General features: G+C 43.1%; 14 protein-coding genes. 4 read left to right on the top strand and 10 right to left on the bottom strand.

Annotated elements, in window-relative coordinates:
• Positions 1-311 precede the first annotated feature (311 nt).
• Positions 312-1,343 carry a 3-dehydroquinate synthase gene (gene aroB / locus R8G66_20880; GenBank protein ID MDW3194841.1) on the top strand — a complete coding sequence of 344 codons (1,032 nt, stop codon included), beginning with the start codon at positions 312-314 and terminating at the stop codon, positions 1,341-1,343.
• Here the strand turns inward: aroB and R8G66_20875 are convergent.
• A complete protein-coding gene (locus R8G66_20875; protein ID MDW3194840.1) occupies positions 1,340-1,495 on the bottom strand; it encodes a hypothetical protein in 156 nt (51 codons plus the stop codon). The genes aroB and R8G66_20875 overlap by 4 nt on opposite strands.
• Before the next feature lie 85 nt (positions 1,496-1,580).
• On the opposite strand from R8G66_20875, the gene R8G66_20870 reads away from it, so the two are divergent.
• Both R8G66_20870 and R8G66_20865 read left to right on the top strand, forming a co-directional pair.
• Positions 1,581-2,792: a 3-phosphoshikimate 1-carboxyvinyltransferase gene (locus tag R8G66_20870; GenBank protein MDW3194839.1), complete on the top strand. Its 1,212-nt coding sequence runs from the start codon at positions 1,581-1,583 to the stop codon at positions 2,790-2,792.
• A 243-nt stretch (positions 2,793-3,035) separates the two neighbouring features.
• On the top strand, positions 3,036-4,835 hold the full coding sequence (locus R8G66_20865; GenBank protein ID MDW3194838.1) for an ATP-binding protein: 1,800 nt from the start codon (positions 3,036-3,038) through the stop codon (positions 4,833-4,835).
• Positions 4,836-4,869: 34 nt separating this feature from the next.
• Here the strand turns inward: R8G66_20865 and R8G66_20860 are convergent, their stop codons facing one another.
• The 8 genes from R8G66_20860 to hppD form a co-directional block, all read right to left on the bottom strand.
• Positions 4,870-6,108 (bottom strand): cytochrome c peroxidase, encoded by a 1,239-nt coding sequence (locus R8G66_20860; GenBank protein MDW3194837.1) that lies wholly within the window; start codon positions 6,106-6,108, stop codon positions 4,870-4,872.
• Between the two features lie 113 nt (positions 6,109-6,221).
• Positions 6,222-6,962 carry a protein phosphatase 2C domain-containing protein gene (locus tag R8G66_20855; protein ID MDW3194836.1) on the bottom strand — a complete coding sequence of 247 codons (741 nt, stop codon included), beginning with the start codon at positions 6,960-6,962 and terminating at the stop codon, positions 6,222-6,224.
• 120 nt (positions 6,963-7,082) lie between these two features.
• Positions 7,083-7,967 carry an IS3 family transposase gene (locus tag R8G66_20850; GenBank protein ID MDW3194835.1) on the bottom strand — a complete coding sequence of 295 codons (885 nt, stop codon included), beginning with the start codon at positions 7,965-7,967 and terminating at the stop codon, positions 7,083-7,085.
• A 35-nt stretch (positions 7,968-8,002) separates the two neighbouring features.
• Positions 8,003-8,407 (bottom strand): hypothetical protein, encoded by a 405-nt coding sequence (locus R8G66_20845; protein ID MDW3194834.1) that lies wholly within the window; start codon positions 8,405-8,407, stop codon positions 8,003-8,005.
• Positions 8,408-8,498: 91 nt separating this feature from the next.
• On the bottom strand, positions 8,499-9,344 hold the full coding sequence (locus R8G66_20840; GenBank protein ID MDW3194833.1) for a flavin reductase family protein: 846 nt from the start codon (positions 9,342-9,344) through the stop codon (positions 8,499-8,501).
• A 43-nt stretch (positions 9,345-9,387) separates the two neighbouring features.
• The gene (gene fahA / locus R8G66_20835) at positions 9,388-10,608 is read right to left on the bottom strand and encodes a fumarylacetoacetase (protein ID MDW3194832.1); all 1,221 of its coding nucleotides are present in this window, start codon (positions 10,606-10,608) and stop codon (positions 9,388-9,390) included.
• A 33-nt stretch (positions 10,609-10,641) separates the two neighbouring features.
• Positions 10,642-11,811: a homogentisate 1,2-dioxygenase gene (locus R8G66_20830; GenBank protein ID MDW3194831.1), complete on the bottom strand. Its 1,170-nt coding sequence runs from the start codon at positions 11,809-11,811 to the stop codon at positions 10,642-10,644.
• A gap of 84 nt (positions 11,812-11,895) precedes the next feature.
• Complete coding sequence (gene hppD, locus R8G66_20825; protein MDW3194830.1) at positions 11,896-13,029, bottom strand: 4-hydroxyphenylpyruvate dioxygenase; 1,134 nt, start codon at positions 13,027-13,029, stop codon at positions 11,896-11,898.
• 109 nt (positions 13,030-13,138) lie between these two features.
• On the opposite strand from hppD, the gene R8G66_20820 reads away from it, so the two are divergent.
• Entirely contained in the window at positions 13,139-13,888 is a 750-nt protein-coding gene (locus R8G66_20820; protein MDW3194829.1) for a hypothetical protein, read from the top strand.
• Between the two features lie 14 nt (positions 13,889-13,902).
• Here the strand turns inward: R8G66_20820 and R8G66_20815 are convergent, their stop codons facing one another.
• Entirely contained in the window at positions 13,903-14,751 is an 849-nt protein-coding gene (locus tag R8G66_20815) for an FtsX-like permease family protein (protein ID MDW3194828.1), read from the bottom strand.
• Between the last annotated feature and the right edge of the window lie 12 nt (positions 14,752-14,763).

The raw sequence follows: 14,763 nt of genomic DNA, 5'->3' as shown, positions 1-14,763 counted from the left end.
AGTCCGAGTTAAAAACAAATAACTCATTCGACGGTTTCAAAAAATCATTTCCTTTTGATTTCAAATGACCTTGGCAGGTTAGGTTGAGTTAACTGTTAGAAGTTTATAAAATTTGGAGAAATTCCCCCTTTACAAAAAGGGGGTGGTCGAAGACCGGGGGATTTGGAATTATAATTTGAGAGCGTCGATTTTTCTCAAAGTGACGAAAGATGTGACATTGATTTCAATTCAGTATTTAAAACTTGAATAACTAAGCTTAGATTTGAATCTCAATTCACCCCTCCTTTAAAATCGTTTGATATTCTTTGCATATGCATATACCGGATAATGTGGTTATTGGCGATTCTTTGTCTGTTTTGAAGGAATTCAGATCAGCCAATACATTCGATCGGACTGCCGTGTTGGTGGATGAAAATACCAGAGCGCATTGTTTGCCCAAATCTGAAATTGGGGACGATGTTGCGATTATAGAAATCCGCAGTGGGGAGGAAAACAAGACCCTTGAAACTTGCACCCATATCTGGCAGCAAATGACTGACCTCAAAATGAGTCGAAAGTCGCTGTTGATCAATCTGGGAGGTGGTGTGATCGGAGACATGGGAGGCTTCGTGGCGAGTACCTATAAGCGCGGCATGTCCTTTGTGAATGTTCCAACCACCCTATTGGCGCAGGTAGATGCCAGCATAGGAGGGAAGCTTGCTATTGATTTCAATGGTCTGAAAAACCACATCGGGATATTTAGAGAGCCGAATCTGGTGATTTGTGATACGCAGTATCTTTCAACCTTGCCCGACCGTGAGATTCGATCCGGATTTGCGGAGATCGTTAAACATTGCTTGATCAGAGACAAAGAAGGTTGGTACCAGCTCAAGCAAGAAGCTTTTGACCCACAAAAAGACTGGTCTACGATTTTGGAGCGTTCAGTGGGATTAAAAGGATCAGTGGTTAAGGAAGACCCGGAAGAACAAGGGCTAAGGAAAATCCTGAATTTCGGTCATACTCTGGGGCACGCTATAGAAACTTATTTTCTTGACACGAATGACCGACTATTACATGGAGAAGCAATTGCAATAGGTATGATCCTGGAAGGTTATTTATCCACCCATGTTTCGGGGTTACCGGAATCCGATTTGCAAACACTTACAAAATACCTGCTTGACACTTACGGAAAGGTAGAGATTCCAGACTTGAAAGCGTTTGGTCAGTTACTAATACATGACAAGAAAAATGCCGGAGGTAAAGTGAATTACTCTCTACTAAGTGAGATTGGTAGTTGTTTTTGGGATCAGCAAGTCGAAACTTCACTGATCCATGAGGCAATAGCTTTTTACAGAAACTGCTAGATGAATAGGTTTTCTTTCTGCTTTTTCTCTTCGGCCTGGATATTTCCATCATCAGATTTAGCTGCTTTTTTCGGCGATGCTACGATAACGGTGAATGCCCCAATGACTGCTGTTACCAAAATGGATAAGATTGCTTTAGTTATTAATTTCATGTCTACTTTATTTAGCGGTATTACATCCTTTAACGGCCAAAACCCGGAATTTGTTTCAACAATTAACCTTCGATTTTAGCGATTTATGCTTCAACTATACAAATCTGATGCCAATCTGAACGGCCAAATCAATTTATCCTCATCGAAGAGTGAAAGTAATCGGGTTTTGTTGATGAATGCCCTGAGTCCTGTACCCTTTGAGTTGACCAATCTTTCGGATGCCAAAGACACGCAAACCATGATTCGGTTGCTGCAAGACCAGGGCGATGTTTGGGATGTGATGGAAGCTGGAACAACCATGAGGTTTTGCACCGCTTATTTAGGTGTTCATGGAAAAGGTCAAACGATCACCGGAACCGAAAGAATGAAAAACCGGCCCATTGGTTTGCTGGTAGATGCGCTTCGGAAACTAGGTTCTGATATTTCCTATTTGGAGAAAGAAGGCTATCCTCCCATGAAAATTGATGGTCTTAGGACCCAGAAAACCCGTGAAATTTCTATCCCGGGCAATATTTCCAGTCAATTCATTAGCGCCTTGTTAATGATTGCCCCGACATTACCGGAAGGATTGAAGCTTACTTTAACGGACGGAATATTCAGTCGACCATACATCGAAATGACCCTTGGTTTGATGTCTAATTTTGGGATTGAGCATACCTGGGAAGAGGCGGTTATTGACATTGCGCCACAAGTTTACCAATCGGGAAAATATCAAGTCGAAAGCGATTGGTCTGGTGCCAGCTATTGGTATGCTATGGCTGCTGTAGCCCCCAATGCGAATCTGTTGTTGACCGGGCTGAAAGAGAAAAGCTTTCAAGGAGACCAGGCTATTGTACCCATCATGAAGGCTTTTGGGGTGGATTCTACTTACGAATCGAATGGCGTCAGGCTGACGAAAAATCAAGAAGCAGCTACGGAGTTGGACATTGATTTCAATAAATGCCCGGACCTGGCACAAGGTGTGATGGTGGCTGCTGCATTGAAAGGTATCACGCTCACCATGACAGGACTTGAGACACTTTACATCAAAGAAACGGACCGTGTAGGAGCCATGCGTGCAGAGCTAGCTAAGATTGGTGCGACACTGGAGGATTTAGGTAATAACTGGATATTGAAGCCGGGCTCAAATGATTTTTCAGCCCCTGTGATTCAGACCTATGAAGATCATCGCATGGCCATGGCGTTTGGTCCTTTGAGCCTGGTCAGTGACCTTCAGGTTGAGGAGCCTGGTGTTGTGGCCAAGTCCTATCCCGGATATTGGGAAGATTTGAAAAGCATCGGAGTGAAGATGAATTAATTTTTTTGCATTACTTTTAAGTCAAGAAAGAAGAAATTCAAAGAAAAAAGATATTCCTAACCAAATGAAGATGGCCTCTCCCTAACCTGGAGGGGCTTTTTATTTTCATAGATCCAAAAATTCTAAATAGAAATCTTTAATAGCCGCATACTTTGGCTGTTAGTTGTGCTAAATCACATATTATATCTTGAATTACGGCTAAAAATACGTGTAAAATAATGTTTAAATCCTCATCTTTAGAAGATGCTTAGGATTGCCGCCGCCTGCTTTCTCTTAGTTTGCACCATTCCCCTTGTCTCACAAAGCTGGGAAGTGGCTCAGACAAACAAATCTGCCAAACTTGATATTTATTGGTATGTTTCAAGGCCTTTCATTTATGAAGATGGCAATGGTAACCTCACCGGCATTGAGTATGAACTCATTGAACTATTCTCGGAATTTCTTCAGGAGAAATACAAAGTAGACCTGGAGTCAAACTTGATAGAAGCAGCCAGCTTTTCAAATATCATGGAGGAGGTCAATCGAGCTACTAATCCGAATGTATTCGGTGCTTCTGCTTTTTCTATCACACCCGCTCGCCAGGAGGTGTTACAATTTACAGCGCCTTATCTTCCTGATATTGCTGTACTGGTCAGTAGTCAGGGGTCAGCGATAGTACAAACTCCTGAAGAGATTGAGGAAATGATGCACAAAATGGTAGCTGTCACCATAGCAGGAACAACCTATGAAAACTTCCTTTCTGATTTACAGCAACGTTTAAACCTCGAATTTGAGTTGATGTACATCGACAGTGATCAGAATGTTTTGGATAAAATTTCACAAGCTCCGAATCGTTTCGGATACATTGATTTACCGATATACCTCATGCTCATCAAGCGAGGAGGAGACCTGACAAGGCAAAATATTTTTACCATCCGAGGGACGGGGTATGGTTTGATCATGCCGCAAAACAGTGATTGGGATATTCCTTTCAATGAATTCTTGAATGACACAAAATATCGAACTCAGATAGACGCCATTTTTTCAGAATTTCTGGGGCCGGAGTTATTTGAGTTTTTAGAGGAATTAGAAACCGAGACGCAATTGGGTACATCCATATTGACCAAAGAGAAGGAGCTGCAATTGGAATTGATTCGGAATGCACAATTGAGGATCGCAGAACAAGAAAGTTATAACCGCCTGCTCACGGCGGGGACCATCTTCAGTTTGATCTCAGGCCTAATTATTCTTTGGCTTTTTGTTCGGAACAAGCGGACGACCCTTGAATTGGTGGCCCGTAAAAATGAAGTGGAAAATCAGCAAATTGCTCTCCAGGAGAAAAGTCAACAATTGATTGCCAGAAATGCCGGATTAATCGCTTTGAATGAGGAAAAAAACAACTTTGTCCGCATTCTGGCACATGACTTAAGATCCCCATTAAGTCAGATCATTGGTATTGCGGATATTCTGGCTGCCGAACATAAAGCATCCGATGACACGCAAAAAGAATTATTGAGCAAAATTTCTGAAGGCGGACACAGGATCAATGAAATGATTGATAAAATCCTGAATGTCGAGTATTTAGAAGGCATGAACTCTCCGACTGTTTTAGAACAAGTTAAAATTGCTCCTTTGTTGGAGGAAGTGGCTCAAAGATTTGCTTCCCGGGCTCGGGAAAAAGGTATTGGGATCAGTATCAATAACTGTGACAAAGACTTTGAGTTGATGTCTGATCATGTGCTATTATTACAAATACTCGACAATTTGATGTCAAATGCCATCAAGTTCTCACCGCACAATGCACAGGTTACCATAGCCGCGCAGGTCAACCATCAGAAGCTTGTTTTCAAAGTCACTGATCAGGGGCCTGGATTCAGTGAGTCAGATAAGACCTTGATGTTTAATAAGTTTCAGAAGCTCAGTGCCCAGCCTACCGGGAATGAGTCTTCTACCGGTTTGGGGCTTTCTATCGTCAAACGCTATGTTGACGAACTAAATGGAAAGATTTCTTTTGAAACGGAGGTCGGAAAGGGAACCACATTTTTTGTTCAGTTCGAATGGTAAATCCTTCCGTTTTCAAATGATTCAATTCGTCCTTTTATTGGATGAATGGATCACTGTACTTCTCATCTTTACTCACCTGTTCATCAGTGAACGTCTTCAAAAAGGCAACAAGCGCATCTTTTTGTTCTTGATCCAGTTCAAGGACCAGGGGTGTTCCTCCAACTGTACCATCTCGATCCTCAATAGTTAATCGGAAATTCAAGTTAGGATGTGCCTGTATATTGCCATTGTAATGATTCACGACATCCATCAACGTCTCAAATCGTCCATCGTGCATATAAGGGGCAGTCTGAGCAATATTGGCCAATGAAGGTGGCTTGAATAAACCATTGTCCTGTGGATTTCCAGTCCATTCTCCTTTTCCTTTATCTAAGTAACTGATTTCAAGGCCATTATTTTTCATGCTGTCTGCCACATGAGCTGGCCCCATATGACAATAGCCGCAAGTCGCATAATTGAAGAAAATGTCCAGACCCACATTCTCTTGATCAGTCAGGGTGGAAAGAGCCACCATTTCTGTTTCGGGTACCTCATCCAGTCCATCTGCTCTTACCGCCTGATTAAATTTTGAATCGGTAGAAACGATGGATCGGGTAAATTGTGCCAATGACAGAGCAATTCTATCCATCGTGATTTCAAGGCTGCCAAAAGCTTTATTGAATAAGACACTATAGTATTCTAATTGTTCCAGTTTGATCACCAAATCAGGAAGCTCCAATCCCATTTCTACATGATCCTGAATCGGCATCAGCACTTGTTCTTCCAGTGTAGCAGCTCGCTCATCCCAGAAGAATCCTCTTTTTTGATACCAACGACTATTGATCAGTGTCATGGAGTTACGTTTGGTAGTTTCGCCATTTAATCCTACACTAAATCTCGCAGGGTCCGAAAATCCTTTTTCCTGTTGATGACAAGAAGCACATGAAATGGTATTGTTGGCGGATAGGCTTTTGTCGTAGAATAATACCCTTCCTAGCGTAGCTCCTGCATCGGTAACCGGATTACTTTCTGGTGTATTGTCCTGTTGAGGTAATGATCCGCTACTTTCTTCAAAGTATTCAGGAACGTTCAGCTTAGCATAATTGAAGAGGTCTTGTTTTAAATGGAGAATACCATTGAAAGCATTCAGCTCATCATCAGTGAATCTGGTTTCACTGATAAGCTGTTCATTCTGGTCAATGACTTCTTCTATTTCATCATCATCTTCACCAACTCCGCAAGACAACAAAGCAGCGAGTAACAGGATGTAAGCCAGTAATATCAATTTTTTCATACCGTGTCTTTGATCTTTGGTATGAAATACCGGAAAGCCCCTTTGACCCTACCTCTTTCAGAAAAATTCCTGTCTTGAGACCGTCCGCGGAAGCGGGGGTTAGGGGCGACCGGCTAGGGGTGTGTTCTCACCCTCACAATCGCCAGATCATCCGTTACCAAATGCTGCCTTTCCTGATCCAGGTACCTGACTTTTCTTTCCAGGAAATTATCATTTTCCGAAAATTCCAGATCGCTCAGCATAAAATCGATGATATGTCCTTCAGACAATTGATCCTTCTTATTCGTAAGGTTCTGAAACGTAAAAATGCCATCAGTGCAGATTGATAAGTCTTTGAAGTCGGAGATTGATAGTAGTTGCTTTTGTTTGCTAAACCACGACTCAAAGTCCTCGCCAAGATGATAACCTAAATAGTGTGGTTTGTTATCCTGTTCATATTCCACTATTTGACCGTCGAAGTAGATCAATCCATCACCTACAGCCAGGAAGGTAGCTTTTGCCTGGGCCTCATCGACAATCCCAAGGATAATAGTAGACAGTAACTCATTGGTGTCCAGGCTCAATTGATTTTTGATGGTCTTTGCTTCTTTGAATAACTGGTGTAAGACATCCTTTAGGATATGATCAAGATCATCCGAAATACCTTCCAGGAATTCCTTGTAATAAAGTTGTTTGGCGATGCTTCTGAGAATTTTGCCAAAAAGGATTGAAGCAAATGCAGATTCTGTGCCCATGGAGCACCCATCCAGCACGGCGATCAGGCGTTTGTCCGTGCCTACAGGTTCAGTCACTAAAAAGTCCTCACAATAATTGGTATGAAATTGCCCGATCTGTAAAACAGAGTAGATTTTCATTCAACTGTGAAAATACTAAAAAGATCCCCCTTGAAAAGGGGGCGACCCGCGTAGGGTGCCTGAAAGCCTGTCTCGTCCTGATATAAGTTTACAGGTTTTACATATAGTCCTATCAGTAATTTACAATTTTCGATAGTCCTGAATAAGGTTTACAGTTCGTCTTTTTTTCCAAATGTTTTCAACGTTTATCGAAGGGTTATCATGAACCTGGTTGGGAGTTAGATTCCCAAGGCTCATATGTGGTCGTTCATTATTGTAGACTTCTATGACACGATCCAAGAGCTGTTTAGCTACATTTAGTGTATTGACTTCATAGCCATCCAGATATTCATTCTTGATAATACCATTTATTCTTTCTGCGATCGCATTCTCCAAAGGATCTCCGTTTTCAGTCATAGATATCATAATGCCATGCTTCTTAAGTAGAGAAACATATACTCCTGAGCAGTATTGAATACCTCTATCTGAATGATGAATCAGCTGATCTATTGACCCTTTATTATTATCAAGAGCCATCTTCAAGGCATGAAGTGTTTCTACTGATTCTAATGTCTCAGCAACTTGATATCCAACGATCTTTCTTGAGTATGCATCAGTGATCAGGCTGATATACAAATACCCAGCCTCAATCTTCCAATAAGTGATATCACTCACCCAAAGTTGATTGGAAGCTCTAGGTATAAAGTCTCTGATGTGGTTTGGATACTTGCGGAGCCAATGGAAAGATTGAGTCGTAAAGACTCGCCGCTTTCTTCGCTTAACTAACAGATTATGAGCAGCTAAGACGTTAAATAATGCATCTCTGCCCATTTTAATCTGATGCTCTAGCATGAACGGCTCCAGTAATTCATAGAGCTTCCTGCCGCCCATTCTACGATGAACTTGACGGATTCTGAGAACCTCTCTAATAATCAATTCTTCTTCAAATGAAGTCGTCTCTTGTTGCCAGTAGTATTGATAATAGGATTGCCTGGTCACACCAAATAATTGACACAATCGTCCCAGGGAAACACGAGTATGTCTTTCTTTTAATGAACTGATTATTTGGTATCGGACTTTTTTCTGATGGGTATTTTGAAGGTCCTTTCTGCTAATTCAATCATCGACCTATAGCCTTCTTCTCTCAGCTTTGAATCTTCAAGTTGCTTCTCCAACTGCTTAATTCTGGCAAGCATTTCCGACTTATCTAAATCTTCAGGGCCACCCATAGTCATATAATTGATCGGTTGACTAAAGATAGGTCTTCTTTTAGGCTCATCGTCGATATAGCCATACATTCTCATCCATTTTAGTATAGCTCCGTGCTCCTCGGGCTTGCCTGTGTATTTGTACCAAATCTCTTTTTTGGTAACACCGCCAGCGAGATATTCCTGAATCATTTTGTGGCGTTCAGCTATACTTATCTCTCCTCCATGGCGAATTCTTCCATTCTTGTTTTCATCCATTTTAGTTTATCACAATTGTGTAAACCTATTTTAGGACAAGACAGCCCGCCTGCCGAACGAGGCATGGGCGGGGGATTATTCAGTTCTCGAATTAGAATGCCAGAATAAGGGCCAAAGCTTCCTCAACCTTCCCATCTGCCAACCAATCACTCGCCAAACCATGGATGGCTTTCAGCTGCTCTTTGGTCGGATCTAATTCGGTCAGAGCAGCCACTTCGGGCAACTTACTGATCTTATCTATTGCTTCTGCAGAAGGAAGACTTTCCAAATTGCCTAACCGGCCCAGTTCATTGCCAGTGAGGACGTCACTCATACGTACATGCTCCGGTAAGGCATCTACGCCTATACCTTTTTTAGCTAGCGGTTTCGGAACCTCGAACAAAGCCTCAGGGATCATACGGCCATACCAATTGCCACCCAATCTAGCAACCAGGTCGAGTTTTACGGTATCCAATTTGCTATTTGAATCCAGGTATTGCTTGTCTACGTGGATTTTGACCACTCTTGAAATGACCAGATTCCCCGCGCCGCCATTTTGTCCCAGCTCAATGACATCATCTACCTTGCACTCGAAAGAAATGGGCGATTCGCCAACCCTTGGAGGCTTTACTAAATCACTAGGAACTTCGGTGAGCCCGGATTTTACAAATTCATTGACACCTTTCGCATATTCCGTGCTCGACAAAGACATTTGCTCCACGATCGAGTAGTTCACAATGTTGATCACCACTTCCGGTACCTCCTTCACATTATCGAAAGAGTGCTTGGTGGTATTGTCCCTGCCCCTTCTAGCGGGGGAGAAGACCATGATCGGAGGGTTGGCACTAAATACATTGAAAAAACTGAAAGGGCTTAGATTAACGTTACCTTCAGCATCAATCGTACTGGCAAAGCAAATGGGCCTTGGGGCTACTGCACTGAGAAGCAAACCATGCATTTCCCCTCCGGACAGGTCGGCAGGGTCGATGTGTTGAAATTGATCAGTCACTGGGAAGAATTTGGGTTTTAACTTCTCCGAATCCTACTCGGATGTCTCCTTTTTCAGCTATACCACGCATGGTCACTGTATCGTGATCTTCCAGAAAGGTTCTGGTTTCTCCGTTGGCCAATGCGATGGGTTTCGATCCGGACCAGGACAGTTCCAGCATAGAGCCGAAGGAATCTTCTGTCTTTCCTGAGATCGTTCCGGAAGCCATCATGTCGCCGGGCTTAATGTTGCATCCATTGACCGTATGATGTGCCAATTGCTGGGCCATGTTCCAATACATGTATTTGAAATTGGACTTACAAATAACCGTTTCTGGTGATTTTTGAGTCGTGACAGCCACTTCAAGTTGGATATCTATGTTCCTTTCACCTTCGTATTCCAGATAAGGCAAGACTTTCGGGTCTTGAACTGGTCCGGCTACCCGGAACGGTTCCAATGCTTCCAGCGTGACCACCCAAGGTGAGATAGAAGAAGCAAAGTTCTTGGCCAGGAAAGGCCCTAATGGAACATATTCCCATTTTTGAATATCTCTTGCTGACCAATCATTGAACAAGACCATGCCAAAAATGTGATCTTCCGCATCCGCGACGCTAATTGATTCACCAATTTCGGTATTGGAATTAGTAATGAATCCCATTTCCAGTTCGAAATCCATGCGCTTGCAAGGTCCGAAGACAGGTTGCTCAGCTCCCGGAGGAAGTGTCTGACCTTTAGGGCGTTTAACTGGGACACCACTCAAGGTAATGGAAGATGACCGGCCATGATAACCTACCGGGATATGCTTCCAATTCGGCATCAACGCATTGTCTTTACCCCGAAACATGATGCCCACATTCGTAGCATGTTCAATACTGGAGTAGAAATCCGTATAGTCCCCGATGTGTACGGGCATATGCATCGTCGCTTCGGATTGCTGTACAAATAGATTGGCTTTCTCAGCCAGCACAGATTGATCATCTTTCAGCCAGCTTTGAATGTCAGTCCTGACCTTATTCGTTACTGGCTTGCCCAGTGCAATGAAATCGTTCAGTACTGTATTGGACAAAACAGCTGTATCAAAATCGAAAACACCCAATTCAGCAACGGCTGCTAAATCAAGGATTTGGTCGCCAATGGCTACACCAACTCGAGCGGCATTAGTTTCTGTCGAGAAAATGCCAAATGGAATGTTGTGTATCGTAAAATGCGAATCCACAGGAATATTGATAATCATTGATTAATGCTTTTTAACAAGAGGTTTTGATCCTTATTTCGTTGAAGGGTCGAGCCATGATTGATAGTAAGTCCCATCATCAATTTTCATGGCATTTTCAGTCAATTTCAACGGCTTGAATGTATCGATCATAACTGCCAGTTCATGGGTCTCTTTTTTACCGATACTGGCTTCATAGGTTCCCGGATGAGGTCCGTGTGGGATGCCTGCCGGGTGCAACGAAAAGTACCCAGGCCCGATGTTAGTCCGACTCATGAAATCGCCATCCACGTAGTACAGCACTTCATCGGAATCAATGTTGGAGTGGTTGTATGGCGCGGGAATGGATTCCGGGTGATAATCGTACAATCGGGGGCAAAAAGAACAGATCACAAACGCACTGGTCTCAAAAGTTTGATGAACCGGTGGTGGCTGATGTACCCGACCGGTAATCGGCTCGAAATTGTGGATAGAGAAGCCGTAAGGATAGTTGTAACCGTCCCAACCCACTACATCGAATGGATGAGAGGCATACACCAACTGATGCAATACGCCTTCCTTTTTGATCTTCAGCAAGAATTCTCCTCTTTCATCATAAGTCTCCAACTGCTCCGGCAACTTGTAGTCCCGCTCACAGTAGGGAGAGTGCTCCAGCAATTGGCCAAACCAGTTTCGATAACGTTTGGGGGTATAGATCGGATGAAAAGACTCTGCATACAGGATGCGATTGTCTTCTGTATCAAATTCGATCTGATAGATCATGCCTCTTGGAATGATCAGGTAGTCACCGTATTCGAATGAAATATTGCCTAATAGCGTACGAAGCGTACCAGTCCCTTTGTGGATGAAAAGCATTTCATCTGCGTCCGCATTCTTATAGAAATAGGACGTCATGGATTGCTTAGGTGAGGCCACACCCACGTGCACGTCATTATTGATCATCAAAGGTTCACGGGCTTCCAAAAAGTCATCCTTGGGGGCCACATTGAATCCGATCAATTTTCGGGAAGTGATGTTTTTTTCTACAGCAATTTTAGGCGTGAGGTCAATCGGGGCCAGGATGTCCCGGACCATGGTTGGGCGATGCAGGTGATACAGCAACGAAGACATGCCATCAAATCCAATGGTGCCAAAAAGCTGCTCATAGTGTAGCGTACCATCTTCCTTCTTGAAAGTGGTATGACGCTTTTGAGGGATTTTCCCTAATCGATGATAGATAGGCATGGATAGAAAGGTAGAAAGTATCAGGTACAAGGTACTAAGTACGCTTAATCTGTACCTAATACCTTGTACTTTCTACTTGATTTCTTATAAAGTACCTCTCAATTCCTGCTCCCGCTCGATGGCCTCGAAAAGTGCTTTGAAGTTACCTTTCCCAAAAGACTGAGCTCCTTTTCGCTGGATGATCTCGAAGAACATGGTTGGTCTTGGCTCTACAGGTTTGGTGAAGATCTGTAGCAGATACCCTTCATCATCACGATCAACCAGAATGCCTAGATCTTTCAGTGCATCAATGTCCTCATCGATTTTACCAACACGGTCTTGCAGGGAATCGTAGTAGTTGGTAGGTACATGGAGGAATTCTACACCTCTGTTCTGGAGTTCTGTTACGGTGTGGAGGATGTCATCCGTAGCTACGGCAATATGCTGTACGCCTTCTCCTTCGTAGAAATCAAGGTATTCTTCAACTTGTGATTTTTTGGCACCATCCGCAGGCTCATTGATTGGGAATTTAATGCGGCCGTTGCCATTGCTCATCACCTTACTCATCAAAGCCGTGTACTCAGTAGAGATGTCTTTATCGTCGAAAGAAAGGATCTGGGTGAAGCCCATCACTTTTTCGTAGAATTCTACCCAGTGATTCATACGACCCCAGTCCACGTTTCCGACCATGTGATCCACATATTTCAGGCCAGTCGAGGTGGGATTGTAAGTAGTTTCCCACTCGATAAACCCAGGCAGGAAGTGACCATTGTAGTTTTTGCGCTCTACGAATAAGTGAACGGTCTCTCCATACGTGTAGATTCCGGCTCGAACCACTTCGCCATTTTCGTCAGACTCAGTAAAAGGCTCCATGTAACTTTTCGCGCCTCTGGCCACGGCAGATTCGTAGGCTTTGGTAGCGTCTTCCACCCAAAGTGCGATGACTTTTACTCCATCTCCGTGTTTGTCAATGTGTTTTCCAATTTCAGTTCCGCTTTTAAGTGGAGTGGTTAGTACCAATCTGATCTTGTCCTGGATCACAACATAAGATTCAGCATCCTTGCATCCGGTTTGTAAACCTCGATAGGCAAAAGACTGAAATCCGAAAGCCGTTTTGTAATAGTGAGCAGCCTGTTTGGCATTGCCTACATAAAGCTCCAAATAGTCCGTGCCATTGATTGGCATGAAGTCCTGAGCCTCTTCGAATACTTTTTCAATTTCAAGCGTTGCGTTTTCCATGTCAAAATCGATTATAGGTAGTTGAAAAATAACTGTCTTGACAAATGTATAAAATAGTTGTTATGACAACAAAATAAAAAGACATAAATTCTTGGGTAGTTTTACAGCCATGTTTCAGCGGTTATTTTGTCTGTTTATTGGTCTGATCTTATTCAGTTGCTCCTCACAGGAGTCCTTCCAATTTGAAGAGGTGGCTTGTCAGGTAATTCAAAGTGAGTATGACCATTATCAGGTATTCTCTCCATGTCGTTCATTTACCTACCGGGCAAAGTATTGGGATGCGGAGTATAATTTGATTTCTGAGAGTTTGGTACGGGTCACAGCGACCGGAAATGCGGTCCCCGATGGCGTAGCGAATGAGCAAGAAGGAGTAGCGCAATATCAATATTCAGAAGAAGAAATTGATCGAATACAAGCCTACAACATCAACAGTGATTTAGAAGATCGAAGCTGGATCGATCAGATGCCTGCAGGCCTTTTTGAATCTCCTGATGACGTCTGGATGTTGCCTTTCCGCGAGAATCAATTTGTGTTCACTCAGGTTGCACCTTATCCATCGGTCAATTTGCCACTGTCCACAGGCAAACAATGGACTTCCAACCTGATCATTTACGAAGGATGGGGCGACTGGAACAATCAGCAGCTATTCAGTACCTATGAAGTAGTAGGACAGGAGACGTTGCTCAAAATCGAGTTTGGAGACATCAAAGGACCCTGGCACATCACCTCCTACCTGGATGCGGGCTACGGCGTATCTACTCACGATTTCTGGTACCATGAAGTCTTTGGCTTCGTTAAGATGCAATACAAGAACTATAAAGGCCAGTTGCTGGTATTTGAGTTGGTAGAGATTGAGTAGTACCTCTATTTTCTTCAATCCTCCTTCAAGTAGATCACCGGATTTTTATTGAGGGCCATTCGGAGCTGAGACCAGATAATGGCACCAGCTAAACCCAAAATCAAAAAGCTGGCGATGGTCAGGTGGTACCATTCAAGGCTAATTCTGAAGGGATAATTTTCCAACCAATGGAGGGAAATGTAGACGCCCATGGATATACCAAGAGTTAGACTTAGGGCAATTGGAATAATGAATCGATTGGATATCATGGCGGCGATATGAAGGCTAGACGCACCCAGGACCCTGCTGATACTCACACGCTTTAACTTTTCTTTAATATTGATGGAAACCAATCCTAACAAGCCAAATAAGGCAAGGAAGATGCCTATACCGCTTCCGATACTGGAGATTTTGGCAATTTTCCGTTCTTTCTTGACTGCTTCCAGAAATGAGTCATCCAGGTACTTGTACTTTAAAGGATACGGATAGAAGCACTCTTCCCAAACTGGTTCAATGGCGGCAATCAGTTCTTGCTCCGGTGCTGATGACTTGACGTTAATAGCAAAAATGCTGGCCTTGCTGTCTCCGGGAAAATAGATGGTCGGAATAGTAGATAGTTTGGAAGAAAAGAACACGGTGTTTTTACTGACGCCAATGATGGTCCCTCTGGTAAATGATAATCCCTGTAGGTTCACTGTTTTTCCAATTGGATCTTCAATCTCTGCACTTTTGATGAAGGCCTCATTAACAATGATATGATCCCGTGCTTCTTCCGCTTTAAATCCTCTTCCTTCCTTAATGGGAATTTCAAAAAGATCGAAGTGTTTTTCGTCAACAGTGTGTCGCAAAGTTGGGAAAGCATGTTTTTCTCCTTGATAGGGCATTACAGCAACATC

The organism is Cytophagales bacterium (assembly GCA_033344775.1).
Classification (GTDB): Bacteria; Bacteroidota; Bacteroidia; order Cytophagales; family Cyclobacteriaceae; genus JAWPMT01.
The sequence above is the reverse complement of the archived record's forward strand: the minus strand, read 5'-3'. Positions and strand labels throughout refer to the sequence as shown.